The sequence below is a fragment of the Streptomyces sp. NPDC050732 genome, from assembly GCF_040654255.1.
GTDB lineage: Bacteria > Actinomycetota > Actinomycetes > Streptomycetales > Streptomycetaceae > Streptomyces.
This window is the reverse complement of record NZ_JBFAHP010000001.1, coordinates 129327-152501: the sequence shown is the minus strand read 5'-3', so window position 1 is coordinate 152501 and position 23175 is coordinate 129327. Positions and strand designations below refer to the sequence as shown.

The window sequence follows — 23175 nt, the reverse complement described above, 5'->3', positions numbered from 1 at the left end:
AACCTAGCGGCCCCGGCGCCGGCGCCGGCCCCTCACTTCGCCGCCGTCGGCGCTGTCGCCGACGTCGCCGACAGCGGCGTCGCGATGTCCTCCAGCGACCTCCGCTCCGCCTTCACCGCCAGCGCCGCCGCGACCAGGCCCGCCGCGCACATCAGGCCCGCGCCGATCTGGAAGGCCAGGACCGTGTCGCCGACGACACCCGACTCGGTCAGCTCGGCGAAGATCAGGGGGCCGCTGATGCCGCCGGCCGCCGTGCCCACCGCGTAGAAGAAGGCGATGGCCATGGCGCGCGTCTCCATCGGGAAGATCTCCGAGACCGTGAGGTACGCGCTGCTCGCGCCCGCCGACGCGAAGAACAGGACCACGCACCAGCAGGCCGTGAGCGTCACCGCGCTCAGCGAGCCGCGGTCGAAGAGCCAGGCCGTGACGAAGAGCAGAACGCCCGACACGATGTACGTCGAGGAGATCATGATGCGGCGGCCGACCGTGTCGAAGAGCTTGCCCAGGAAGAGCGGGCCCAGGAAGTTGCCCGCCGCGATGACGGCGAAGTAATAGCCCGTGCTGCCCGAGGGGACGTCGTAGAACTTGGTCAGGATCGCGCCGAAGCCGAACGTGATCGCGTTGTAGAGGAACGCCTGGCCGATGAAGAGGGACAGGCCGAGGGTCGCGCGCTTCGGGTAGTCGCGGAACACCGTCTTGGCGATCAGGCCGAAGCCGATGCTCTTGCGCTGGTGGATGGTGATCTCGCGGTCGGGGGGCGGGAGGCGTTCGCCTTTCTCCTCCTCGATCTCGCGTTCCACCGACGTGACCAGTCGCTCCGCCGCCTCCTCGTGGCCGTGGATGAACTGCCAGCGCGGGCTCTCCGGGACGTGGCGGCGTACGAGCAGGATGGCCAGGCCGAGGACGACGCCGAGGGCGAAGGTGAGCCGCCAGCCCAGGTCCTTCGGGAAGATGCTCGTGTTGAGCATGAGGACGGAGAGCAGCGAGCCGCCGATCGCGCCCAGCCAGTAGCTGCCGTTGATGATCAGGTCGACGCGGCCCCGGTACTTGGACGGGATGAGCTCGTCGATGGCCGAGTTGATCGCCGCGTACTCCCCGCCGATGCCGAAGCCCGTCAGGAAGCGGAAGAGGAAGAACCACCAGGCGTCGAAGGAGAGGGCCGTCAGGGCGGTGGCGCCGAGGTAGACGGCCAGGGTGACCATGAAGAGCTTCTTGCGGCCGTACTTGTCGGTGAGGCGCCCGAAGAACAGCGCCCCGGCGCAGGCGCCCGCCACATAGAGGGCCGCCGCGAGGCCGGTGACCTGCGCCGAGCTGATCGCCAGACCGCTGCCTTCCTCGGAGAGGCGGCTCGCGATGTTGCCGACGGTGGTGACTTCGAGGCCGTCCAGGATCCAGACCGTGCCGAGGCCGATCACGATCATCCAGTGCCAGCGCGACCAGGGCAGCCGGTCGAGCCGGGCGGGGACCGCTGTGGTGACGGTGTTCTCCGTCCCTGGGGTCTCGGCGCCCTGGCCGGTTCCGGGCGGCGGCTGCGAAGGCGTGGACGACGCGGTCATGGCGGGCGACTCCTTCCGCTGCAGCCACGCCGCCCGGGGGACTGCGACCCCCGCACCTCCCGGACGACGGCCACCTCGACGGCGAGGGGCCCCTCCAGAGTGCCCAGCGAACCTCCGTTCACGCGCGCTGAAGTGCGCCTACGCCCCGCCTACGCTCCGCCTGTGCCCCCCGCACCCGCAGCGGCTACGCCCCCAGCAGCCGCGACACCGTATAGATCGCGAGCCCCGCCAGGGAGCCGACCACCGTGCCGTTGATCCGGATGAACTGCAGGTCGCGGCCGATGTGCGCCTCGATCTTCTTCGAGGTGTGCTCGGCGTCCCAGCCGGCCACGGTGTCGCTGATGAGCGAGGTGATCTCGTCGCGGTACGTCGTCACCACGTACACCGCCGCGCCCTCGACCCAGCCGTCGACCTTCCGCTGGAGCCGCCCGTCCTTCGCCATCCGCGCGCCGAGCGAAAGCAGCGAGGCCCGCACGCGCAGCCGCAGCTCGCTGCGCTCGTCCTCCGCCGCGGCCACGATCATGGCGCGCACGGCCGACCAGGCGGAGGCGATGAGGTCCTGCACCTCACCGCGGCCGAGGACCTCCCGCTTCAGCCGCTCCACACGCTCCCGCGTGTCCGAGTCGGACTGCAGGTCGGCGGCGAAGTCCGCGAGGAACCGGTCGACGGCGCCCCGCGCGGGGTGCTCCGGCATGTCCCGCATCTCGGTGACGAAGCGGAGCAGTTCCTTGTAGACCCGCTCGCCGACCCGCTTGTCGACGAACCGCGGCGTCCAGCCGGGCGCCCCGCCCTGCACCGCGTCCATCACCGAGTCGCCGTGCTCGACGAGCCAGTCGTGCGCGCGGACGCAGACGAGGTCCACGACCCGCTTGTGGCCGCCGTCCGCGACGACCTTCTCCAGCATCTTGCCCATGCCGGGGGCGATCTCCTGGGCGTCGGCCCGCCGCGTGATGGCCTCGCCGACGACGGCCTGCACGTCCGAGTCGCGCAGCACCGTCAGGGCGCCGCGCAGGGCCGTGGCGAGCTCGGCGGTCACCCGGTCGGCGTGCTCGGGCTCCGCGAGCCAGGTGCCGAGGCGGCTGCCGATGCCCACCGCGCGCAGGCGGCCTCGTACGACATCGGCGGAGAGGAAGTTCTCCCCCACGAAGTCGCCCAGGGAGGCGCCCAGCTGGTCCTTCTTGTTCGGGATGATCGCCGTGTGCGGGATGGGCAGGCCGAGCGGGTGACGGAAGAGCGCCGTGACCGCGAACCAGTCGGCGAGCGCGCCGACCATGCCCGCCTCGGCCGCCGCGGCGACATACCCCGCCCAGGGGCCCGCTCCGGAGTGCTGCGCCCACTTCGCGAGTACGTAGACGACGGCGACCAGGACGAGCAGTCCCGTCGCCGTGGCCTTCATGCGGCGGACGCCCCGGCGCTTCTCCTCGTCGGCGGGGCTGTAGGCGAGGCCGCCCTTCATCGGCCCTATGGGTTCCTTTGGGCCATCCGTGCGGCTGCCCGCACCCGAAGCGGTGCCCGCCTCAGTCGAATCCTCCGCGTTTGCGCGTTCCACTCACTCCACCCGGCCCGTTCGCTTCGTCCTCGTCCGCACTGTTCCCCTGCCACTGTTCCGGTGCCCCGCGTCCGGTGTCCTGATTGTCCCCGTGCCCTGTGTTCTACGTCCCTTCCTGACCTACTCCTGGAACGAACGACAAGTTCCCGGCGTCTGATAAGAGCGGAGGGGGGCAGTGTCGGCCGTCTCCCGGCCCATGCCGCATCATGGGGTGATCACACCGGAGCCTCGGGGCTCCCCCTGCCCGAGGAGAAAGAGCCCGCATGACCAAGCGACACGGTTATGCCCTTCTCGCCGCGGTTCTCGCGGTCATAGTGGTGATTTCAGGCGCCATATACGTCGGCGTCTCCGGCACGGACGACGGCTCGCAGGACACCATCAGCGCCGGCGGCCGCAACCCCCGCAACTCCGCCGCACCCGCCTCCTCCGGCATCTGGGTCGGCTCCTGGTCCGCCTCCCCCGCGGGGTCCGAACCGGGCACGGCACAGAAGGGGTTCGCGGGCCGCTCGATCCGCAACGTCGTGCACACCAGCGTCGGCGGCACCAGCGCCCGCATCACCCTTTCGAACCTGTACGGGACCACACCGCTCAGCGTCACGCACGCCTCGATCGCCCTCGCCTCCGCGTCGAACAGCCCCGCCGCGGCGGCCGGCACGCTGCGCAGGCTCACCTTCAACGGCAACACGTCGGTGGTGATCCCGCCGGGCGCCCAGGTGATGAGCGACGCGGCGCGGCTGCGCGTCCCGCACGACGCGGACCTGCTCGTCACGACGTACTCGCCGACCCCCTCCGGGCCGGTCACCTACCACCCGCACGCGCGCCAGATCAGCTACGTCGCGGAGGGCGACCGCACCGAGGACCAGCTCGGCGACGCGTACACCGAGCAGAGCCCGTACTGGCGCTACCTCTCCGCGGTGGACGTCCTCAGCAACGAGACCGACGGCACCGTCGTCGTCTTCGGCGACTCCATCACCGACGGCATCTCGTCCACGATGGGCGCCAACCGGCGCTGGACCGACGTCCTCGCCGACCGGCTGCGCACCGAGTCGGGCGCGCCGCGCTACGGCGTCGCCAACCAGGGCATCAGCGGCAACCGCATCCTCTCCGACGGGAACGGCAACCCCGCCGTCAACCCCAGCGGGCTCTCCCGCTTCGACCGGGACGTGCTCGACCGGACCGGGGTCAAGGCCGTCGTCATCGCGCTCGGCGTCAACGACATCCTGCGCAACCCGCACCAGAACGATCCCGACCGCATCGTCGAGGGGCTGCGCGAGCTGACCCGGCAGGCGCACACGCGCGGGCTGCGGGTCGTCGGGGCGACGCTCATGCCGTTCGGGGGGCACCGGGGGTACGAGCCCGCCTTGGAGGACGTGCGCCAGGCCGTCAACGCGGAGATCCGCTCGGGCAAGGTCTTCGACGAGGTCGTGGACTTCGACCGGGCGTTGCGGGATCCGTACGATCCGCGGAGGCTGCGGAAGCTGTACGACTCCGGGGATCATCTGCATCCGTCCGATGCGGGGTTCCGCCGGATGGCGGAGACGTTCAATCTCTCGCACCTCAAGGGGTCGGCCGCGGCCGAGCTCTGATCCGTCCTTGGTCTGCGGGTCGGTTGTGGCTGGTCGCGCAGTTCCCCGCGCCCCTGGGCCACCCGGCGCGGGCGGCACCTCGCCCGCGGGTCGTCCGGAGCCGGAGTCGCGCAGTTCCCCGCGCCCCCTGGGCCGGCCGGGGCGGGCGGCACCGCACGTGCGGGCTCAGGGGTGGATCTGGCGGCGGGACTGCTTGCGTTCCAGTTTTTCTCTGCGGCGTTCTTCCTTCAGGCGGAGTTTTTCGATCTTGCGGATCTTGCGGTCCACGCCTACACCGCCCATCAGGGCGAAACCCTTGACCACGACGCGGGGCGAGTCGGGTGTGCCCTCGCCCGTCGCCCGGTCGTCGAAGCCGCCCATGATGCCGAAGCCCTTGACGACGACGGTCATCTCGGGCGGCACGGTGACCTGCAGGCCGCCCATGATCGTGAAGCAGCGGATCTCGACGTCGCGCTCCGTGAACCGTGCCTCACGCAGGTCGATGTCGCCGCCGCCCCACAGCGCGAAACCGGTGAACTGACGGCCGACCACCCAGCCGCCCTTCCGGCTGAACCCGCTCCAGATGGCGATCCCGAGGGTCGACGTCGGTTCGCCGGCCGTCATCCGCTCGTCCCAGTCGATGGCGGCGGGGTTGTCGCCGGCCGGCCGCTTCACCATGGACACCTTGGCGCTGTGCGACGGCAGATCGCGCGTGAGGGGCTCCAGCTCCCCGTACGTACGGGCCTTGTACGTCGCGTCCAGGCGCTCCTCGAACTCCGTCATGTCGAGGCGGCCCTCGGCCATCGCGTCCCGGAGCTGCTCGGCCACCCGCTCACGGTCGGCGTCCGATGCCCGCAGGTCGGGGAGATCGGGGAGACGGGGGAGATCGGGGCGGTCGTCACTCATAAATACGAAGCCTACGAGGTCGGCTTCTCCGCGTACATCTTCGCGATGACCGCCTCGATGTCCGGTTCCCTGACCGAGAGGTCGGCCAGCGGATAGCGCGCCGCGATCCGCGCGACAAGCGGAGCGGCCGACTCCGCCGCCGGGAAGGCGAGCCACTGCCGCGGCCCCTCGACCTTCACCACCCGTGCCGAATCCGACTCCACCGCGATCGGCGGGAGTTCGCGTTCGAAGTCGACCACCAGCGTGCGCTCGCTCTCGCCCACCTCGTGCAGGCCCGCCAGCGGTCCGTCGTACATCAGACGCCCGTGGTCGATCACCATCACCCGCTTGCAGAGCTGCTCGATGTCGGTCAGGTCGTGGGTGGTGAGGAGGACCGTCGTCCCCGCCTCCTCGTTCAAGTCCCGCAGGAAACCACGGACCTTCGCCTTGCTGATCACGTCCAGGCCGATCGTCGGCTCGTCCAGGTACAGCACCTCGGGGTCGTGCAGCAGCGCCGCCGCGATGTCGCCGCGCATGCGCTGGCCGAGGGAGAGCTGGCGCACCGGGACGTCCAACAGGGCGGAGAGTTCCAGGAGTTCCACACAGCGGTCGAGGTTCTCGGCGTAACGGGCGTCCGGGATGCGGTACATGCGGTGCATCAGGCGGTACGAGTCGATCAGCGGCAGATCCCACCACAGCGTCGTGCGCTGGCCGAAGACCACGCCGATGCGGCGGGCGAGCTTCGCGCGCTCCCGCGACGGGTCGATGCCCGCCACCCGCAGGCGGCCGCCGCTCGGCGTGAGGATGCCCGTCAGCATCTTGATCGTCGTCGACTTGCCCGCGCCGTTCGGGCCGATGTAACCCACCATCTCGCCGCGCGGCACGGTGAAGGAGATGTTGTCGACGGCTCGCACCTCGTGCCGCTCGCGCCGCAGGAAGCCCGTCTTTCTGCGTACGTCGAAGACCTTCTCGACGCCGTCCAGCTCGATGAGATCCTTCTCCACGACAGTTCAGCTCCCTGTGCTGCGGTACGAACGGAGACCCGTGCGCCAGGCGAGGCCGGCGAGTGCGAGACACCCCGCGGCCACCAGCGGCGGCGTGAACGCCACCCACGTCGGCAGGTCCAGCGGATAGGGCCGCCCGAGGACGTACAGCGCGGGCAGCCAGTTGACGAAGGCGAGCGGCAGGACGAAGGTGACGCCGCGCACCAGGTCCTTGGCGAAGACGGTCGGCGGATACTGGAGCAGCGTCGTACCGCCGTACGTGAAGGCGTTCTGCACCTCGGCCGCGTCCTGCGCCAGGAACTGGAAGGCCCCGCCCGCCACGAACACGGCCCCGAAGATGCCCGCCCCGCTCAGCAGCATCAGCGGCACCACCAGGACCTTCAGCGGCGTCCAGTCGATGTCCAGGACCACGAGCGCGTACGCGAGGACCAGCGCGCCCTGCGTGAGGCGGCCGATCCTGTGCAGCCCGAAGCGGTCGGCGGCGACCTGCGCGATGACCGGGGCGGGCCGCACCAGGAGCGTGTCGAGCGTGCCGTCGCGCACCCGCCTGCCGAGCCGGTCCATGGACCCGATGACGAGGTCGGCGAGGCCGAACGCGGTGCACGACGCGCCGTACAGGAACGCGATCTCGGAGAGCGAGTACCCGCCGAGCCGGTCCACCTGGGAGAACATCAGCAGGATCGCGACGAAGTCGAACGCGGTCACCGCGAAGTTGCCGAACGCCGTCATCGCGAACGACACGCGGTACGCCATGAGGGAGCGGATCCACATGGCGGAGATCAGCCGGTAGACACGCAGCCCGTCCCGCACCTGGACCAGTCGCTCGCGCACCTGGCACAGCCTCTCGCGGGCCTGTCGCAGGTCAGCCACCCTGGACCACCACCCTTCGCGTCGCCACACCCTGCAGCAGCCGCCCGGCCGTGAGCAGCGCCGCCGCCCAGCCGAGCTGGAAGGCGTACACCCGCAGCAGCCCGGCGCCCGAGCGCTCCCCGAGGAACACGTCGGCGGGCACCTGAAGCAGCGCCGACCAGGGCAGCGCGCGGGCGAACTCGCCGAGCGCGCCGGGGAAGACGTTCAGCGGGAGCAGCATCCCGGAGAAGAAGGTGCCCGCGAGCATCGCCACCTGGGTGGTGCCGGCGCCGTCCATCAGCCAGAAGGCGGAGAGCGCCACCAGGAACCGGATCGCGAAGCTGACCACCGTGCCGAGCACGACGGCGACCAGGAACGCCAGCCAGCCCAGCGCGTCCGGCGGCAGCGTCAGATCGAAGACGAGCGCGCCGAAGATCATCGGTACGATTCCGCGTCCGAGCAGCTGGAACGCGGCCCGGCCGAGGTCGGTGGCGAGCCACCAGGCCTGGAGGTCGGCGGGCCGGTAGAGGTCGACGGCGATGTCCCCGGTGCGGATCCGCTCGATCAGCTCGCTCTCGAAGCCGCCGCCCATCAGCGCCATCGTGGTCAGCAGGCCCTGGCCCAGCCAGACGTAGGTGAGCGCCTGTGACTGGTCGTAGCCGCCGAGGCCGGGGCGCTCGTCCCAGAGCGCCACGTAGGTGTAGGCGAGAATGAGTCCGAAGACCGTGTTGGTGAACACCCCCGCAGCCGTCGCCACCCGATACGTGGCGTACCTGCGGAAGCTTCCTCCGGTGACGGCCGCGTACAAACGGAACCGTCCTGCACGCACGAGCATCCCTTTCACCGTGGGCTTCGTCCCGAACCGGGCCAAAGCGCTGGAGCCTAGTGCGATCGGGGTCGCTCGTGCCAGGCATTTTCGGCGTGCGGGCGCGTGCCTGGTCACGCACGCGTGTGACCAGGGTGTGCAATGGGGTGGCAGTGGGGGTTGCCACGGGGTTTACGAGGCGTGCTGGACGTACGACGCTAACCGGGAGTTCCGCAAGACATGAGTGACGAGCCGCAGCAGCAGGGTCCTGCCGGACGCCAGGGCCGGGAGCCCGGGGAGCCGCAGGGCACGCCCGAGGACGCGGCGACCGCCGACGACACGACTCCCGCCGGGGCGACCCCCGCCAAGGCGGCTCCGGCAGCCTCCGAGGCCTCCACGGCCTCCGCAGTCCCTGCGGCCTCCGTCGACGGCAAGAAAGCCAAGAAGCCCAAGCGTCCCAAGCGCAAGGGCTGGCGGCGCATCTTCCCGACCTGGCGCATGGTCCTCGGCGGCTTCATCCTGATCATCCTGCTGTGCGTCGGCGGCTTCATGGCGGGCTACATGCTGGTCGACATCCCGCCGGCGAACGCCGCCGCCACCAAGCAGAGCAACGTCTACCTGTACTCCGACGGCACCCAGATCGCCCGCGACGGCGAGGTCAACCGCGAGAAGGTGCCGCTCAAGCAGGTCCCGCTCACCGTCCAGCACGCCGTGCTCGCCGCCGAGGACCGCGACTTCTACGGCGAGTCCGCGGTCGACCCGAAGGCGATGATCCGCGCGGCCTGGAACACGGTCACCGGCAAGGGCAAGCAGTCCGGCTCGACGATCACCCAGCAGTACGTGAAGAACTACTACCTGGGCCAGGAGCAGACGGTCACCCGCAAGGTGAAGGAGTTCTTCATCTCGATCAAGCTGGACCGCGAGGTGAGCAAGAACGACATCCTTGAGGGCTACCTCAACACCAGCTACTTCGGCCGCAACGCGTACGGCGTCCAGGCCGCGGCCCAGGCCTACTACGGCAAGAACGTCCAGGACCTCACGGTCGGCCAGGGCGCCTATCTCGCCACCCTCCTCAACTCCCCCAACGCCTACGACGTCGCCACGCACCCCGAGAACAAGCCGCGCGCCGCGGGCCGCTGGAACTACGTCCTGGACGGCATGGTCAAGGAGGGCTGGCTCAGCCGGTCCGACCGGGCGAAGACGAAGTTCCCGATGCCCGACGAGGCCAAGGGCGCGGCGGGCCTCTCGGGGCAGCGCGGCTATGTCGTGAAGGCCGTCGAGGACTACCTCACCGCCAACAAGATCATCGAAGAGGACACCCTCGCCAAGGGCGGCTACCGCATCACCACGACCCTCCAGAAGGACCGCCAGGAAGCCTTCAAGAAGGCCGTCGACGAGGAGGTCATGTCGAAGGTCGACAAGGACGCCCGCAAGGTCGACCGCAACGTCCGCGCGGGCGGTGCCTCCATCGACCCGGCCACCGGCAAGGTCGTCGCCATGTACGGGGGCATCGACTACACCAAGCAGTACGTCAACAACGCGACCCGCCGCGACTACCAGGTCGGATCCACGTTCAAGCCGTTCGTGTTCACCTCCGCGGTGGAGAACGGCTCGGTCACCCAGGACGGCCGCCCGATCACCCCGAACACCGTCTACGACGGCACGAACAAGCGCCCCGTCCAGGGCTGGAGCGGCGGGACGTACGCCCCCGAGAACGAGGACCACGTCAACTACGGCGACATCACCGTCCGCACCGCCACCGACAAGTCCGTGAACTCGGTGTACGCGCAGATGGCCGTCGACGTCGGCTCCGACAAGGTCAAGGACACCGCCGTCGCCCTCGGCGTCCCCGGGACCACCCCCGACCTCACCGCGTCCCCGTCGATCGCGCTCGGCCCGTCCACCGCGAGCGTCCTCGACATGACCGAGGCGTACGCGACACTGGCGAACCACGGCAAGCACGGCACGTACACGCTCGTCGAGAAGATCACCAAGGACGGCGACGAGATCACGCTGCCGGAGCCGAAGACCCGGCAGGCCGTGAGCCGTGAGGCCGCCGACACCACCACCTCGATCCTGCAGAGCGTCGTCCAGGGCGGCACCGGTACGGCGGCGCAGGGCGCGGGCCGGCCGGCCGCGGGCAAGACCGGCACCGCGGAGAACGACACGGCGGCCTGGTTCGCGGGCTACACCCCCGACCTCGCCACGGTCGTCGCGGTCATGGGCCAGGACCCCGAGACCGGCGCCCACACCCCGCTGTACGGCGCGCTCGGCGAGGCCCGCATCAACGGCGGCGGCTACCCGGCGCGCGTCTGGGCCGAGTTCACCAAGGACGCCCTGGAGGGCAAGCCCGTCAAGGACTTCGACCTGGAGCTCGAACAGGGCGCCGACGTGCCCGAGGTGCCCGACCCGACGACGGGCGGCGTCGACGAGCCCGGCACCGGCGGCACCACGGACGGCGGCACCGAGACCGGCGGCGGACAGGACGGCGGCACCACTACCGGCGGCCAGGACACCGGCGGCGGCGCCACCACGGGGGACCAGGACACCGGGGGCGGCCAGACGGGCGGTCAGACAGGTGGGCAGGACGGCGGCCAGACGGGTGAACCGGCCGGCGGCCAGGACCCGGGCGGAGCCGCCGACGGAGGCGCCGCCGACGGCGGACCGACCGACGGCGGCGCCCAGGGCGGGCCGACGGGCGGCACCGACGACGCAGGAGGGGTGGCCGACGGCGGCATGGACGACGGGGGCGCGATCGGCTTCCCGGAGGGCTAGGGCCCGTCTTTGGATCGGTGCGGCGGCTCAGTGGCCCGAGGTCGCCTTCAGGCCGACCACGGCCACCAGCAGCAGGCAGACGAAGAAGATCCGGGCGGCGGTGACCGGCTCACCCAGGATCACCATGCCGAGCACCGCCGCACCGGCCGCTCCGATGCCGACCCACACGCCGTACGCCGTACCGATGGGCAGCGTCTTGGCGGCCTGCGACAACAGCATCATGCTGGCGACGATGCCCACGCCCGTGAACAGGCTGGGCCACAGCCGCGTGAAGCCGTCCGTGTACTTCATCCCGATCGACCAGCCCACTTCGAGCAGACCGGCGACGATCAGCAGAACCCAGGCCATGACGGCACCTCCGACGAGTAGAAACGCTCAGCGCGTTACCTGATGGGGGTGCGTCGTCTTTGCGATAACCCGGTACGGCGCGTCTCGTCGGGGTCCTTCCAAGGTAGCAAAGCCCATGCGTAAGGGCTGGTGACGATGGTCACCAGCCCCTCGGGCACATGTACCTGGCTACAGGTAAAGGCCCGTCGAGTCCTCCGACCCCTCGAACCGGTCGGCGGCCACGGCGTGCAGGTCGCGCTCCCGCATGAGGACGTAGGCCACGCCTCGCACCTCGACCTCGGCGCGGTCCTCCGGGTCGTACAGGACCCGGTCGCCCGGCTCGACCGTCCGGACGTTCTGCCCGACCGCGACCACCTCGGCCCAGGCGAGCCGCTTGCCCACGGCCGCGGTCGCGGGGATCAGGATGCCGCCGCCTGAGCGCCGCTCGCCCTCGCTGGTGTCCTGCCGCACGAGCACGCGGTCGTGCAGCATGCGAATGGGCAGCTTGTCGTCGTGGGGGCTCTGGGACGTCTTCTCGCTCACGCCCCCGAACCTACCTGGCGGGGCCGGGGCCGTGGGCTCCCGGGTCCGTACTCACTTACGTCGGCGCGAGCTCACCACGAGCAGCCCGACGAGGCCCACCGCCACCAGGGCGACCGGCACGATCCGCTCGATGCGCGGCGAACCGTCCGCCGAGACGAGCTGGCCCCGCACGTCCGAGACGATGCGGTTCGCTCCGACGTACGCCCGGCCGAGGGAGTTGTCCACGCCGGCGACGACCTTCGCCTTGGCGTCACCGACGATCGTCTTCGGGTGGACGCGCACCCCGATCTCGTCGAGGGTCTCGGCCAGCTGGTCGCGCCGGCGCTTGATGTCCGCCTCGATCTGCGCAGGGGTCCTGGCATCCGACACCGCGCTGCCTCCGTGGTCGTATCGATGATGGGACGTGAACTCTGAAACTCTGACCACAGTCTGTCAGCTTCGCGCTCACCGCACCCCACGGCACCCCTATTACGCTCGACTCCGTCACCCGACCCTTAGCGAGCACCCGTACGAGGAGACCGACCATGAGCGAGCGACTGCAGCCCGGCGACACCGCCCCCGCCTTCACCCTGCCCGACGCCGACGGCAAGGACGTCTCGCTGGCCGACCACAAGGGCCGCAAGGTCATCGTCTACTTCTACCCGGCCGCCCTCACCCCCGGCTGCACGAAGCAGGCCTGCGACTTCACGGACAACCTCGACGTGCTCGCCGCCGCGGGTTACGACGTGATCGGCGTGTCGCCGGACAAGCCGGAGAAGCTCGCCAAGTTCCGTGAGCAGGAGAACCTCAAGGTCACGCTGGTCGGCGACCCCTCCAAGGAGACCCTGGAGGCGTACGGCGCCTTCGGCGAGAAGAAGCTGTACGGCAAGACGGTGACCGGCGTGATCCGCTCGACCGTGGTGGTCGACGAGCAGGGCAAGGTCGAGCACGCGTTCTACAACGTGAAGGCGACGGGCCACGTAGCGAAGATCATCAAGGATCTCGGCGTCTGAGCCGCTCCGGCCTCCTGCGCCTGATGTGACCGGCCTGATGTGACGAAGCCCCCCTCCGCGTTCGCGGGGGGCTTTCGTTTGCATCGGCCATCTTCGAGCAAGTGATCTCCCGGGGGACTTGTACGAAGAACGAAAGGAACCACTCCATGGCGGCCCACGAAGAGCTCGAAGCCGAGGCCGACCCCGAGGCGATGAGACGTCACCGGACCCTGTTCCGGGCCGTGAAACGCCGCAGGAACCCTCCCCTGCGCCGCACGGACATCACCGTCACGGACGAGGCCGCGGTCAAGCGGGCCGTCAAAGCGGCCTCGCTCGGCAACGCCATGGAATGGTTCGACTTCGGCATCTACAGCTATCTGGCCGTCACCATCGGCCACGTGTTCTTCCCGTCCGGGAACGACACGGCACAGCTGATCTCCTCCTTCGCGACCTTCGCGGTGTCCTTCCTGGTCCGCCCCATCGGCGGCATGGTCTTCGGCCCGATGGGCGACAAGATCGGCCGCAAGAAGGTCCTCGCCCTGACGATGATCATGATGGCGATCGGCACGCTCGCCATCGGCCTGATCCCGTCCTACGCGACGATCGGCTTCTGGGCGCCGGTCCTGCTGATCTTCTTCCGCCTGGTGCAGGGCTTCTCGACGGGCGGTGAGTACGGCGGCGCCTCGACCTTCATCGCCGAGTACGCCCCCGACAAGCGGCGCGGCTACTTCGGCAGCTTCCTTGAGCTCGGCACGCTGGCCGGCTACACGGGTGCGGCGGGCCTGGTCCTCATCCTGAACACCACGCTCGGCTCCGACGCCATGGAGTCCTGGGGCTGGCGCATCCCGTTCCTCGTCGCGGGCCCGCTCGGCCTCGTCGGCCTCTACCTCCGGCTGAAGCTGGACGAGACCCCGGCCTTCCAGAAGATGGAGGACGCGACGTTCCACGCGGCGAGCGAGGGCGCCTCGACCGTCGAGACCACGGCCAAGGGCGACCTGGCGAAGATCTTCCGCGACTACTGGCCGACGCTGATCCTCTGCATCGCACTGGTCGGCGCGTACAACGTCACGGACTACATGCTCCTGTCCTACATGCCGACGTACCTCTCCGACGAGCTGGGCTACGACGACTCGCACGGCCTGCTGATCCTCATCGGCACGATGATCGTCCTGATGCTGATCATGAATCAGGTCGGCAAGCTCTCGGACCGCTTCGGCCGCAAGCCCCTCCTGATGACGGGCATGCTGAGCTTCCTGGTCCTCTCGGTCCCCGCCTTCCTCCTGATCAAGCAGGGCAGCCTCCTTGCGGTCTCCGCCGGCATGCTCCTCCTGGGCCTCTCCCTCGTCTGCCTCCTCGGCACGATGTCGGCGACCCTGCCCGCCCTCTTCCCCACCTCGGTCCGCTACGGCTCCCTCTCCGTCGGCTACAACCTCTCCGCCTCCCTCTTCGGCGGCACGGCCCCCCTGGTGATCACATCCCTGATCAGCATCACGGGCACGGACATGGTCCCGGCGTACTACTCGATGGCGGCGGCCCTGGTCGGCGTCATCGCGGTGGCCTGCATGAAGGAAACGGCCCAGAAGCCGCTGTCGGGTTCACCCCCTTCGGTCGAAACGAAGGAGGAGGCAGCAGAAATGGTCGAGGCCCAGGCAACAGCACCGAGGTTCTGACCTCGCCCCTGTGGTGGAATCCCGCGATCAGCCGCCGGCCGTCTGCCCGGTACGATGGCAGGCGGCTGGCGGCGGTGGCGCAACGGCGACGCAGCAGACTTAGGATCTGTGGCCCTTGATCGGGCTTGAGGGTTCGAATCCCTTCCGCCGCACACGAATGGCCTGCGCATCAAAGAATTGATGCGCAGGCCATTTCTGTGCGCTGCTCAGCTTCTCTGCGCTGCTCAGCGCAGCAACTCCCCCACCACCGGCGCCAGCGCCCGGAACGCCTTCCCGCGATGGCTGATCGCGTTCTTTTCGTCCGGCGTCAGCTCCGCGCATGTGCGGGTCTCGCCGTCCGGCTGGAGGATCGGGTCGTAGCCGAAGCCGCCCGTGCCCGCGGGGGTCGTGCGGAGGGTGCCGCGGAGGTGGCCCTCGACCACGCGTTCCGTGCCGTCGGGGAGGGCCAGGGCCGCGGCGCAGGCGAAGTGGGCGGTGCGGTGGGGGGCGGAGATGTCGGAGAGCTGGGCCAGGAGCAGGTTCAGGTTCGCGGTGTCGTCGCCGTGGCGGCCGGCCCAGCGGGCGGAGAAGATGCCGGGGGCGCCGCCGAGGACGTCGACGCAGAGGCCGGAGTCGTCGGCGACGGCGGGCAGGCCCGTGGCCCTGGCGAGGGCGTGGGCCTTGAGGAGGGCGTTCTCGGCGAAGGTGACGCCGGTTTCCTTGACGTCGGGGATCTCGGGGTAGGCGTCCGCGCCGACGAGCTCGTGCGTGAGGCCTGCGTCGGCGAGGATCGCCCTGAGTTCCGTGATCTTGCCGGTGTTGCGGGTGGCGAGGATGAGGCGGGTCATGCCCCCCAGTATCCCGAGTCCCTCGGGGGTGCCCCGCTCCCCTACGGCGTGCAGACCTTCGTCAGTTCGCCGGCCGCGTCGGTGACCCCGGAGACGTCAGGGGTGGCGTCGCCCTTGTCGATGGCGTCGCGGACGTTGTCGACGGCCTTGTCGAGGTCGTCGACGGCCTTGTTGACGTCGGTGTTGTCGGTCTTGTCGCCGATCTTGTCGAGGTTCTTGCCGATGTCGTCGAGTGCCCTGTCCGCCTCGGCCGGGTTGTCCCCGGCGTTCTCGACGGCCGTCTGCAGGTCGGTGACGCTGTCGGCGATCGTGTCGGCGGTCTGGACGCAGTCCAGTGCCTTCGAGACGGCGTCGCAGCCGACGAGGCCGGCACCGGCCGGGATGACGATCAGGGCTGTGACGACGGCGGTGGCGATACGTCGGTGGCGCGCGGCCATGGTTCGGTCCCTCCCCAGGGTGTGGACGAGCGCGCGGCTTTGCCCGCGCGCCCGTACTCGTAACAACGCCCGGCAGGGGGTTGTTGGTTGCTTGCGTGACCTACGTCGCGCTCATCACTGGCGCGTCGCCTCCAGCGCCTCGCGCTGGAACGCGGCGAGGTCCTCGCAGCCGCCGACCGCGAGGTCGAGGAGCGCGTTGAGCTCCTTGCGGGCGAAGGGCTCGGCTTCGGCGGTGCCCTGGACCTCGACGAAGCGTCCGTCGCCGGTGCAGACGACGTTCATGTCGGTGTCGGCCTTCACGTCTTCCTCGTAGCAGAGGTCGAGGAGCGGTACGCCGCCGACGATGCCGACGGAGACGGCGCTGACGGTGTCGGTGAGGGGCTTGCGGCCGGCCTTGACGATCTTCTTGCCCTGGGCCCAGGCGACGGCGTCGGCGAGCGCCACGTACGCGCCGGTGATGGCGGCGGTGCGGGTGCCGCCGTCGGCCTGGAGGACGTCGCAGTCGAGGACGATGGTGTTCTCGCCGAGGGCCTTGTAGTCGATGACGGCGCGGAGTGAGCGGCCGATGAGGCGGCTGATCTCGTGGGTGCGGCCGCCGATCTTGCCACGGACGGACTCGCGGTCGCCGCGGGTGTTGGTGGAGCGGGGAAGCATGGAGTACTCGGCGGTGACCCAGCCCTCGCCGCTGCCCTTGCGCCAGCGCGGGACGCCTTCGGTGACGGAGGCGGTGCAGAAGACCTTGGTGTCGCCGAAGGAGATGAGGACGGAGCCCTCGGCGTGCTTGCTCCAGCCGCGTTCGATGGTGACGGGGCGGAGCTGTTCGGGGGTGCGGCCGTCGATGCGGGGCGTTGAGGACATGGGCCCGAGCCTATCCGGACATGGGTGAGGGCCCCTTCCCCTTGGGCGGGGAGGGGCCCTCACGAGTGAGTCCGGTGGATCGAGTCCGGTGGATCGAGTCAGGTGGCTCAGGACCGGTCACTCAGGTCCCGTGTCTCACATCATGTCTTCGATGTCCGCCGCGATGGGGTCGGCGTCGGTGCCGATGACGACCTGGACGGCGGTGCCCATCTTGACGACGCCGTGGGCGCCGGCGGCCTTGAGGGCCGCGTCATCGACGAGAGCGGGGTCCTTGACCTCGGTGCGGAGGCGGGTGATGCAGCCCTCGACCTCTTCGATGTTGTCGATGCCGCCGAGCCCGGCAACGATCTTCTCAGCCTTGCTGGCCATGTGTTTCTCCCTGTGTTTCTTGCGGCTGGGGGTCCGGGGCAACCCCCGGGAGACGCAGCCGTAGGACGCGGCCGCGACCGACCGCTGGTCCGCTTTGTCACCGTAACGCACGGTTGGACCATCTTCGCGAGCGGATACGGCAGTCGTGCCCAATGATGACGCTCAAGGTGCCGTCCCTCATCGGGCGGCACTCCCACCCGTTCCGAAACTGGTCTACACCAGTTTTCAACGACCGCCAAACCTGGCTTGTTCCAGGAGGGACGCCGATGAGTTCCCCAGCCGCGACGGTGCCGCAGAAGAAGTGGTGGAACGGCCTGTTCCAGGGCCTGCAGAAGATGGGCCGCAGCCTCCAGCTGCCCATCGCGGTGCTGCCCGCCGCCGGCATCCTGAACCGCCTCGGACAGCCCGACGTGTTCGGCGACGACGGCCTCGGCTGGACGAACGTCGCCAAGGTCTTCGCGGCGGCGGGCGGTTCGCTGCTCGACTCCACGCTCGGCCTGCCGCTGCTGTTCTGCATCGGTGTCGCGATCGGCATGGCGAAGAAGGCGGACGGCTCCACGGCCCTCGCGGCGGTCGCGGGGTTCCTCGTCTACTACGGGGTGCTGCGCGCCTTCCCCGACGACTGCCCGCAGGACACCGTGTTCGGCAGCGCGGGCATGTGGAGCGGGGTGTGCGTGGCGGAGGACGGGACGGTGGCGCAGGCCGCGTACCAGAATCCGGGGGTGTTCGGCGGCATCGTGATGGGGCTGCTCGCCGCCTGGTTCTGGCAGCGCTACCACCGCGTGAAGCTGGTCGACTGGCTCGGCTTCTTCAACGGCCGCCGCCTCGTGCCGATCATCATGGCCTTCGTCGGCCTGGTCTTCGCCGGTCTCTGCGTCTGGATCTGGCCGCCCATCGGCGACGCGCTGACCAGCTTCTCCAAGTGGCTCGTCGACCTCGGCTGGCTGGGTTCGGGCATCTTCGGTGTCGCCAACCGCGCGCTGCTCACCGTCGGCCTGCACCAGTTCCTGAACACGTTCGTCTGGTTCCAGTTCGGCGACTACACCAAGCCGGACGGCACGGTCGTGCACGGCGACATCAACCGCTTCCTGGCGGGCGACCCGACGGCGGGGCAGTTCACCTCGGGCTTCTTCCCCATCATGATGTTCGCGCTGCCCGCAGCGGCTCTCGCGATCACGCACTGCGCGCGCCCCGAGCGCCGCAAGGTGGTCGGCGGCCTGATGCTCTCGGTGGGTCTGACGTCGTTCGTCACGGGCATCACCGAGCCGATCGAGTACTCGTTCCTCTTCATCGCGCCGGTCCTGTACGCGATCCACGCGGTGCTCACCGGCGTCTCGATGGCCGTGACGTGGGCGCTGGGGGTGAAGGACGGCTTCAGCTTCTCGGCGGGCCTGATCGACTACGTCATCAACTGGAGTCTGGCGACGAAGCCATGGCTGATCATTCCGATCGGCCTGTGCTTCGCCGTCGTGTACTACGCGCTGTTCCGCTTCGTCATCACGAAGTTCGATCTGCACACGCCCGGCCGTGAACCGGAGGAGGAGGCGGAGGCCGAGGACCGGGAGCAGACCAAGGCGTGACACCAAGGTGTAACTACCGAGGAGTAACTGCCTGCGGGCGGCGCTTTCCTCCGGCATTTCCGGATATGGCCCAGGTAACAGGAATCGCAGGTTCCTTACGCCACCTTCACCGTGCTACAACAGGTCTACACCACTAATGGTGTAGACCACGCGGCCGTTCTCGCCGCGTCCCCCGGAGACGCCGCCGTCCCCCACTTCCATGTCCCCAGGCGGCGCCTTGCCCACTGGAGGAAGTTGTGTCCACGGCCAGTTCCGCTCCCGCGGCCGAGAAGAAGAAGGGCGCCGGCGTGATGGCTGTCATGCAGCGCATCGGCCGCAGCCTCATGCTGCCGGTCGCCGTGCTGCCCGCAGGCGCCCTGCTCGTCCGCCTCGGCAACACCGACATGCTGGGCCGCGACTCGTTCCCGGCCTTCGTCACCAAGATCGCCTCCTTCATGGCCGCGGGCGGCAACGCGATCCTCGACAACATGGCGCTGCTGTTCGCCGTCGGCATCGCGATCGGCTTCGCCAAGAAGTCCGACGGCTCGACGGCGCTCGCCGCCGTCACCGGCTACCTGGTCTTCAAGAACGTCCTCGCCACGTTCACCGACCCGAACCTCGACAAGATCGCGAAGGTCGTCGACGGCAAGATAGTCATGACCGAGGCGCCCGTGGACGCCAAGGTCCTCGGCGGTGTCGTGATGGGCATCGTGGTGGCCCTGCTCTACCAGAAGTTCTACCGGACCAAGCTGCCCGACTGGGCGGGCTTCTTCGGCGGCCGCCGCCTCGTCCCGATCCTCTCGGCCTTCGCGGGCCTGCTCCTCGGCATCGTCTTCGGCTACATCTGGCCGGTCCTCGGCACGGGCCTGCACAACTTCGGTGAGTGGCTGGTCGGTTCGGGCGCCGTCGGCGCGGGCATCTTCGGTGTCGCCAACCGTGCGCTGATCCCGGTCGGCATGCACCACCTGCTGAACTCCTTCCCGTGGTTCCAGGCGGGCTCGTACGAGGGCAAGAGCGGCGACATCAACCGCTTCCTCGCCGGTGACCCGACCGCCGGACAGTTCATGACCGGCTTCTTCCCGATCATGATGTTCGCCCTCCCGGCGGCCTGCCTCGCGATCGTGCACTGCGCCCGCCCCGAGCGCCGCAAGGTCGTCGGCGGCATGATGTTCTCGCTCGCGCTCACCGCCTTCGTGACCGGTGTGACCGAGCCGATCGAGTTCACCTTCATGTTCATCGCGCCGGTCCTGTACGCGATCCACGCGGTGCTCACCGGCATCTCCATGGCGCTGACCTGGTCGCTCGGCATGAAGGACGGCTTCGGCTTCTCGGCCGGCGCGGTCGACTTCTTCCTGAACCTCGGCATCGCGAAGAACCCGTGGGGCCTGGCCCTGGTCGGCCTCTGCTTCGCGGCGGTCTACTACGTGGTCTTCCGCTTCGCGATCACCAAGTTCAACCTGCCGACGCCGGGCCGCGAGTCCGACGAGGAGCTCGCCGAGCTCCAGAAGGCCGAGGCGAAGTAGCCTGCGGCTCGGCTGAGCGGAGGAAGGCCCCGGAACCGGTTCGGTTCCGGGGCCTTCGCCGTGTGTCGACGGGATCAGACCTCGTACGTCGCGCCCGGCGCCGCCAGCGCCGTGGGGCCCTCGTACACCGCGCGCGCGTCGGCGAGGTTCACCTGCGGGTCCGTCCACGGCGGGATGTGGGTGAGCAGCAACCTTCCTGCGCCCGCGCGCCGGGCGGACTCACCGGCCTCGCGGCCGTTCAGGTGCAGGTCGGGGATGTTCTCCTTGCCGTGCGTGAAGGCCGCCTCGCACAGGAACAGGTCGGTGTCCGCGGCGAGTTCGTCCAGGGCGTCGCAGGGCCCGGTGTCCCCGGAGTACGTGAGGGACTTCCCGGCGTGCTCGACCCGGATGGCGTACGCCTCGACCGGGTGGCACATCTTCTCGGTGCGCACCGAGAACGGGCCGATGTCGAACGAGCCCGGCTTGACCGTGTGGAAGTCGAAGACCTCGCTCATCGAGGAGGCGGAGGGCGTATCGGCGTACGCGGTCGTCAGGCGCTGCTCGGTGCCTTCGGGGCCGAAGACCGGGATGGGGGCGCAGCGGCCGCCCTCGTGCCGGTAGTAGCGGGCCACGAAGTACGCGCACATGTCGATGCAGTGATCGGCGTGCAGATGGCTGAGGAAGACCGCGTCCAGGTCGTACAGACCGATGTGGCGCTGCAGCTCGCCGAGGGCGCCGTTGCCCATGTCGAGCAGCAACCGGAAGCCGTCGGCCTCGACGAGGTAGCTCGAACAGGCCGATTCCGCGGACGGAAACGACCCCGAGCAGCCGACGACGGTGAGCTTCATGAAGCTGGAACCTCCGCGCTGGCAGGAGAGCTGGGGAGTGTGCGGTGGATCGAGCGTAAGGCGCAAAAGCCCTGGTCGCTCCTCCGTCGCGGGCCGTTGTGGGGGAACTCACCTGCGCTGTCACCGGTTCGGGGGGCTTGTGGGACCGGGGTGAAGCGGCAGGCGGTGCGGGATGGCCACCGGTACCGTCGTGCGTATGGACACGTCGTGGTGGCTGGCGCTGGCAGCCGTGGTGGTGCTGGCGCTCGTCGTCACGCTGGTGGACGGCTGGGGTCGCGGACCGCGTAAGCGGAGCAGCCGCCCGGCGGGGCGGACGCGGCCGCCGCGGGGGCCCCGGCAGCGGCTGCCCGCGCCGCGCCCGGCGGAGATCTGGTGGGCGCGGGTGCCGTACGAGGACGGGCCGGGCGGCAAGGACCGGCCGTGTCTGGTGCTGTCCGTGCGCGGGCGGCGCGCCCGGGTCGCGAAGATCACCAGTAAGTACCACGAGGAGCGGGCGGGCGTGATTCCGTTGCCGCCGGGTTCGGTGGGCGACGCGCACGGGCGGCCCAGTTTCCTGGAGACCGATGAGCTGCGGGACGTGCCGCTCGGGGAGTTCCGGCGCAGGGCCGGGACGGTCGACCCTGTGTTGTGGGACCAGGTGAAGTATCTGGCGGGCTGAGCCCCGCAATCCCGCGCCCGGGCTGGAGAACCAGCCCGGGCGCGGGATTTCAAGCCTGTCCGGCGTTTGAGGACGAACGCGGCGGAGCCGGTGATCCACCGCTCTCCGGGGCGGCTAAGCCCACAGCTGCCCCTGCAGCGTCTCGATCGCCGCCTCCGTGGTCGGGGCGGTGTAGACGCCCGTCGAGAGGTACTTCCAGCCGCCGTCGGCGACGACGAAGACGATGTCGGCGGGCTCGCCGGCCGCCACCGCCTTCTTGCCGACGCCGATCGCCGCGTGCAGCGCGGCGCCGGTGGAGACGCCCGCGAAGATGCCCTCCTGCTGGAGGAGTTCGCGGGTGCGGGTCACCGCGTCGGCCGAGCCGACGGAGAAGCGGGTGGTGAGGACGGAGGCGTCGTACAGCTCGGGGACGAAGCCCTCGTCGAGGTTGCGGAGGCCGTAGACGAGGTCGTCGTAGCGCGGCTCGGCGGCGACGATCTTGATGTCGGGCTTCTGCTCGCGCAGGTAGCGGCCGACGCCCATGAGGGTGCCGGTGGTGCCGAGGCCCGCCACGAAGTGGGTGATGGAGGGGAGGTCGGTGAGGATCTCCGGGCCCGTCGTGGCGTAGTGGGCGCCCGCGTTGTCCGGGTTGCCGTACTGGTAGAGCATGACCCAGTCCGGGTGCTCCGCGGCCAGCTCCTTGGCGACGCGGACGGCGGTGTTGGAGCCGCCCGCGGCCGGTGAGGAGATGATCTCGGCGCCCCACATGGCGAGCAGGTCGCGCCGCTCCTGCGAGGTGTTCTCCGGCATGACGCACACGATGCGGTAGCCCTTGAGCCTGGCCGCCATGGCGAGCGAGATGCCGGTGTTGCCCGAGGTCGGCTCCAGGATCGTGCAGCCGGGCGTCAACCGGCCGTCCTTCTCGGCCTGTTCGACCATGTGCAGCGCGGGCCGGTCCTTGATGGAGCCGGTCGGGTTGCGGTCCTCCAGCTTGGCCCAGATGCGGACCTCTTCCGAGGGGGACAGGCGCGGCAGGCGGACGAGCGGCGTGTTGCCGACCGCGGCGAGCGGGGAGTCGTAGCGAGGCATCCGGGATCGGGCCTAGACCATGCCGCCGGCGACGGCCGGCAGGATCGTGACGTTGTCGCCGTCGGAGAGCTTGGTGGAGATGCCGTCGAGGAAGCGGACGTCCTCGTCGTTCAGGTACACGTTCACGAAGCGGCGGAGCTTGCCGTCGTCGACGATGCGCGCGGCGATGCCCGGGTGCCGCGAGTCGAGGTCCGTGAAGAGCTCGGCGAGGGTGTCCCCGCTGCCTTCGACGGCCTTGGCGTCGTCGGTGTAGGTGCGGAGGATGGTCGGGATGCGGACCTCGATGGCCATGGCTGAGGGCTCCTGTCGGGTTCGAGAAAGTGCGGGTGGTGGGCGCGCGCGGCGGCGCTGTGCTGAGTGTGGTGCGTCGGTGTACGCGGGGTGTGCCCGCGTACGGGGTGCGGCGCCGCGGCCCACGGCCGGGCTGCGGATCGGTTCAGCGGGAACAGATCGCGCTGGCGAGGCGGCACAGGTCGACGTGCAGCCGCGCGACAAGCAGCACGGGGGGTGCGCTCGGCGTCTCTTCGCTCACGTCATGGGGAACCATGCG

The 23175-nt window shown here is 69.8% G+C and carries 24 protein-coding genes, 1 tRNA gene and 1 riboswitch; of the genes, 8 read left to right on the top strand and 17 right to left on the bottom strand.

Annotated features, from left to right (window positions below; translation table 11 throughout):
* Nucleotides 1-32: 32 nt before the first annotated feature.
* Nucleotides 33-1556 (bottom strand): MFS transporter, encoded by a 1524-nt coding sequence (locus AB0H82_RS00640; RefSeq protein ID WP_362987253.1) that lies wholly within the window; start codon nucleotides 1554-1556, stop codon nucleotides 33-35.
* A gap of 184 nt (nucleotides 1557-1740) precedes the next feature.
* Nucleotides 1741-3012, bottom strand: coding sequence for a DUF445 domain-containing protein (locus AB0H82_RS00635; RefSeq protein ID WP_362987251.1), 1272 nt, complete (start codon nucleotides 3010-3012; stop codon nucleotides 1741-1743).
* Nucleotides 3013-3368: 356 nt separating this feature from the next.
* On the opposite strand from AB0H82_RS00635, the gene AB0H82_RS00630 reads away from it, so the two are divergent.
* The gene (locus AB0H82_RS00630) at nucleotides 3369-4691 is read left to right on the top strand and encodes an SGNH/GDSL hydrolase family protein (RefSeq protein ID WP_362987249.1); all 1323 of its coding nucleotides are present in this window, start codon (nucleotides 3369-3371) and stop codon (nucleotides 4689-4691) included.
* A 165-nt stretch (nucleotides 4692-4856) separates the two neighbouring features.
* Here AB0H82_RS00630 and AB0H82_RS00625 read toward each other — a convergent pair whose 3' ends face one another.
* From AB0H82_RS00625 to AB0H82_RS00610, 4 genes are read right to left on the bottom strand one after another with little or no spacing between them, the layout of a single operon-like run.
* Entirely contained in the window at nucleotides 4857-5576 is a 720-nt protein-coding gene (locus AB0H82_RS00625) for a DUF1707 domain-containing protein (RefSeq protein WP_362987247.1), read from the bottom strand.
* Nucleotides 5577-5587: 11 nt separating this feature from the next.
* On the bottom strand, nucleotides 5588-6559 hold the full coding sequence (locus tag AB0H82_RS00620) for an ABC transporter ATP-binding protein (protein WP_362987245.1): 972 nt from the start codon (nucleotides 6557-6559) through the stop codon (nucleotides 5588-5590).
* Nucleotides 6560-6565: 6 nt separating this feature from the next.
* The gene (locus AB0H82_RS00615) at nucleotides 6566-7429 is read right to left on the bottom strand and encodes an ABC transporter permease (RefSeq protein ID WP_362987243.1); all 864 of its coding nucleotides are present in this window, start codon (nucleotides 7427-7429) and stop codon (nucleotides 6566-6568) included.
* On the bottom strand, nucleotides 7422-8243 hold the full coding sequence (locus AB0H82_RS00610; protein ID WP_362987241.1) for an ABC-2 family transporter protein: 822 nt from the start codon (nucleotides 8241-8243) through the stop codon (nucleotides 7422-7424). The genes AB0H82_RS00615 and AB0H82_RS00610 overlap by 8 nt, the downstream gene beginning before the upstream one ends.
* A gap of 468 nt (nucleotides 8244-8711) precedes the next feature.
* On the opposite strand from AB0H82_RS00610, the gene AB0H82_RS00605 reads away from it, so the two are divergent.
* On the top strand, nucleotides 8712-10988 hold the full coding sequence (locus AB0H82_RS00605) for a transglycosylase domain-containing protein (RefSeq protein ID WP_362987700.1): 2277 nt from the start codon (nucleotides 8712-8714) through the stop codon (nucleotides 10986-10988).
* Between the two features lie 27 nt (nucleotides 10989-11015).
* On the opposite strand, the gene AB0H82_RS00600 is transcribed toward AB0H82_RS00605, so the two are convergent.
* The 3 genes from AB0H82_RS00600 to AB0H82_RS00590 all read right to left on the bottom strand — a co-directional run bounded on the left by AB0H82_RS00600 (nucleotide 11016) and on the right by AB0H82_RS00590 (nucleotide 12227).
* Nucleotides 11016-11336, bottom strand: a complete 321-nt coding sequence (locus tag AB0H82_RS00600) for a multidrug efflux SMR transporter (protein ID WP_361166116.1) — start codon at nucleotides 11334-11336, stop codon at nucleotides 11016-11018.
* A gap of 47 nt (nucleotides 11337-11383) precedes the next feature.
* Nucleotides 11384-11445, bottom strand: a riboswitch (guanidine-III (ykkC-III) riboswitch).
* A gap of 59 nt (nucleotides 11446-11504) precedes the next feature.
* The gene (locus AB0H82_RS00595; protein WP_362987239.1) at nucleotides 11505-11858 is read right to left on the bottom strand and encodes a co-chaperone GroES; all 354 of its coding nucleotides are present in this window, start codon (nucleotides 11856-11858) and stop codon (nucleotides 11505-11507) included.
* Nucleotides 11859-11909: 51 nt separating this feature from the next.
* Nucleotides 11910-12227, bottom strand: coding sequence for a DUF3618 domain-containing protein (locus AB0H82_RS00590; protein WP_362987237.1), 318 nt, complete (start codon nucleotides 12225-12227; stop codon nucleotides 11910-11912).
* Nucleotides 12228-12382: 155 nt separating this feature from the next.
* Here AB0H82_RS00590 and bcp point away from each other — a divergent pair, with 155 nt between their 5' ends.
* The 3 genes from bcp to AB0H82_RS00575 all read left to right on the top strand — a co-directional run bounded on the left by bcp (nucleotide 12383) and on the right by AB0H82_RS00575 (nucleotide 14651).
* The gene (bcp, locus tag AB0H82_RS00585) at nucleotides 12383-12850 is read left to right on the top strand and encodes a thioredoxin-dependent thiol peroxidase (protein WP_362987235.1); all 468 of its coding nucleotides are present in this window, start codon (nucleotides 12383-12385) and stop codon (nucleotides 12848-12850) included.
* Between the two features lie 146 nt (nucleotides 12851-12996).
* A complete protein-coding gene (gene proP / locus AB0H82_RS00580; protein WP_362987233.1) occupies nucleotides 12997-14499 on the top strand; it encodes a glycine betaine/L-proline transporter ProP in 1503 nt (500 codons plus the stop codon).
* 68 nt (nucleotides 14500-14567) lie between these two features.
* Nucleotides 14568-14651: transfer RNA gene (locus AB0H82_RS00575), tRNA-Leu, on the top strand.
* Nucleotides 14652-14723: 72 nt separating this feature from the next.
* Here the strand turns inward: AB0H82_RS00575 and rdgB are convergent.
* The 4 genes from rdgB to AB0H82_RS00555 all read right to left on the bottom strand — a co-directional run bounded on the left by rdgB (nucleotide 14724) and on the right by AB0H82_RS00555 (nucleotide 17032).
* Complete coding sequence (gene rdgB / locus AB0H82_RS00570; protein ID WP_362987231.1) at nucleotides 14724-15326, bottom strand: RdgB/HAM1 family non-canonical purine NTP pyrophosphatase; 603 nt, start codon at nucleotides 15324-15326, stop codon at nucleotides 14724-14726.
* 41 nt (nucleotides 15327-15367) lie between these two features.
* The gene (locus AB0H82_RS00565) at nucleotides 15368-15763 is read right to left on the bottom strand and encodes a hypothetical protein (RefSeq protein WP_362987229.1); all 396 of its coding nucleotides are present in this window, start codon (nucleotides 15761-15763) and stop codon (nucleotides 15368-15370) included.
* 114 nt (nucleotides 15764-15877) lie between these two features.
* Nucleotides 15878-16621 carry a ribonuclease PH gene (gene rph / locus AB0H82_RS00560; protein WP_362987227.1) on the bottom strand — a complete coding sequence of 248 codons (744 nt, stop codon included), beginning with the start codon at nucleotides 16619-16621 and terminating at the stop codon, nucleotides 15878-15880.
* A 135-nt stretch (nucleotides 16622-16756) separates the two neighbouring features.
* Entirely contained in the window at nucleotides 16757-17032 is a 276-nt protein-coding gene (locus tag AB0H82_RS00555; protein ID WP_362987698.1) for a PTS glucose/sucrose transporter subunit IIB, read from the bottom strand.
* A gap of 224 nt (nucleotides 17033-17256) precedes the next feature.
* Here AB0H82_RS00555 and AB0H82_RS00550 point away from each other — a divergent pair, with 224 nt between their 5' ends.
* On the top strand, nucleotides 17257-18570 hold the full coding sequence (locus AB0H82_RS00550; protein WP_362987225.1) for a PTS transporter subunit EIIC: 1314 nt from the start codon (nucleotides 17257-17259) through the stop codon (nucleotides 18568-18570).
* Nucleotides 18571-18806: 236 nt separating this feature from the next.
* Complete coding sequence (locus AB0H82_RS00545) at nucleotides 18807-20072, top strand: PTS transporter subunit EIIC (protein ID WP_362987223.1); 1266 nt, start codon at nucleotides 18807-18809, stop codon at nucleotides 20070-20072.
* A 74-nt stretch (nucleotides 20073-20146) separates the two neighbouring features.
* Here AB0H82_RS00545 and AB0H82_RS00540 read toward each other — a convergent pair whose 3' ends face one another.
* Nucleotides 20147-20899 (bottom strand): MBL fold metallo-hydrolase, encoded by a 753-nt coding sequence (locus AB0H82_RS00540; protein WP_362987221.1) that lies wholly within the window; start codon nucleotides 20897-20899, stop codon nucleotides 20147-20149.
* 196 nt (nucleotides 20900-21095) lie between these two features.
* Here AB0H82_RS00540 and AB0H82_RS00535 point away from each other — a divergent pair, with 196 nt between their 5' ends.
* The gene (locus AB0H82_RS00535; RefSeq protein ID WP_362987219.1) at nucleotides 21096-21557 is read left to right on the top strand and encodes a type II toxin-antitoxin system PemK/MazF family toxin; all 462 of its coding nucleotides are present in this window, start codon (nucleotides 21096-21098) and stop codon (nucleotides 21555-21557) included.
* 114 nt (nucleotides 21558-21671) lie between these two features.
* Here the strand turns inward: AB0H82_RS00535 and AB0H82_RS00530 are convergent, their stop codons facing one another.
* The 3 genes from AB0H82_RS00530 to AB0H82_RS00520 all read right to left on the bottom strand — a co-directional run bounded on the left by AB0H82_RS00530 (nucleotide 21672) and on the right by AB0H82_RS00520 (nucleotide 23172).
* Nucleotides 21672-22625 carry a cysteine synthase gene (locus AB0H82_RS00530; RefSeq protein WP_362987217.1) on the bottom strand — a complete coding sequence of 318 codons (954 nt, stop codon included), beginning with the start codon at nucleotides 22623-22625 and terminating at the stop codon, nucleotides 21672-21674.
* A gap of 12 nt (nucleotides 22626-22637) precedes the next feature.
* Nucleotides 22638-22916 (bottom strand): MoaD/ThiS family protein, encoded by a 279-nt coding sequence (locus AB0H82_RS00525; RefSeq protein ID WP_362987215.1) that lies wholly within the window; start codon nucleotides 22914-22916, stop codon nucleotides 22638-22640.
* Between the two features lie 145 nt (nucleotides 22917-23061).
* Nucleotides 23062-23172 carry a putative leader peptide gene (locus tag AB0H82_RS00520; RefSeq protein ID WP_362987213.1) on the bottom strand — a complete coding sequence of 37 codons (111 nt, stop codon included), beginning with the start codon at nucleotides 23170-23172 and terminating at the stop codon, nucleotides 23062-23064.
* Nucleotides 23173-23175 lie beyond the last annotated feature (3 nt).

Bases quoted from the DNA above. Each gene is read 5' to 3' on its own strand.
- AB0H82_RS00640 (WP_362987253.1), bottom strand. From the start codon at position 1,556: ATGACCGCGTCGTCCACGCCTTCGCAGCCGCCGCCCGGAACCGGCCAG.
- AB0H82_RS00635 (WP_362987251.1), bottom strand. From the start codon at position 3,012: ATGAAGGGCGGCCTCGCCTACAGCCCCGCCGACGAGGAGAAGCGCCGG.
- AB0H82_RS00630 (WP_362987249.1), top strand. From the start codon at position 3,369: ATGACCAAGCGACACGGTTATGCCCTTCTCGCCGCGGTTCTCGCGGTC.
- AB0H82_RS00625 (WP_362987247.1), bottom strand. From the start codon at position 5,576: ATGAGTGACGACCGCCCCGATCTCCCCCGTCTCCCCGATCTCCCCGAC.
- AB0H82_RS00610 (WP_362987241.1), bottom strand. From the start codon at position 8,243: ATGCTCGTGCGTGCAGGACGGTTCCGTTTGTACGCGGCCGTCACCGGA.
- AB0H82_RS00605 (WP_362987700.1), top strand. From the start codon at position 8,712: ATGGTCCTCGGCGGCTTCATCCTGATCATCCTGCTGTGCGTCGGCGGC.
- AB0H82_RS00600 (WP_361166116.1), bottom strand. From the start codon at position 11,336: ATGGCCTGGGTTCTGCTGATCGTCGCCGGTCTGCTCGAAGTGGGCTGG.
- bcp (WP_362987235.1), top strand. From the start codon at position 12,383: ATGAGCGAGCGACTGCAGCCCGGCGACACCGCCCCCGCCTTCACCCTG.
- proP (WP_362987233.1), top strand. From the start codon at position 12,997: ATGGCGGCCCACGAAGAGCTCGAAGCCGAGGCCGACCCCGAGGCGATG.
- rdgB (WP_362987231.1), bottom strand. From the start codon at position 15,326: ATGACCCGCCTCATCCTCGCCACCCGCAACACCGGCAAGATCACGGAA.
- AB0H82_RS00565 (WP_362987229.1), bottom strand. From the start codon at position 15,763: ATGGCCGCGCGCCACCGACGTATCGCCACCGCCGTCGTCACAGCCCTG.
- rph (WP_362987227.1), bottom strand. From the start codon at position 16,621: ATGTCCTCAACGCCCCGCATCGACGGCCGCACCCCCGAACAGCTCCGC.
- AB0H82_RS00550 (WP_362987225.1), top strand. From the start codon at position 17,257: ATGAGTTCCCCAGCCGCGACGGTGCCGCAGAAGAAGTGGTGGAACGGC.
- AB0H82_RS00540 (WP_362987221.1), bottom strand. From the start codon at position 20,899: ATGAAGCTCACCGTCGTCGGCTGCTCGGGGTCGTTTCCGTCCGCGGAA.
- AB0H82_RS00535 (WP_362987219.1), top strand. From the start codon at position 21,096: ATGGACACGTCGTGGTGGCTGGCGCTGGCAGCCGTGGTGGTGCTGGCG.
- AB0H82_RS00530 (WP_362987217.1), bottom strand. From the start codon at position 22,625: ATGCCTCGCTACGACTCCCCGCTCGCCGCGGTCGGCAACACGCCGCTC.
- AB0H82_RS00525 (WP_362987215.1), bottom strand. From the start codon at position 22,916: ATGGCCATCGAGGTCCGCATCCCGACCATCCTCCGCACCTACACCGAC.
- AB0H82_RS00520 (WP_362987213.1), bottom strand. From the start codon at position 23,172: ATGGTTCCCCATGACGTGAGCGAAGAGACGCCGAGCGCACCCCCCGTG.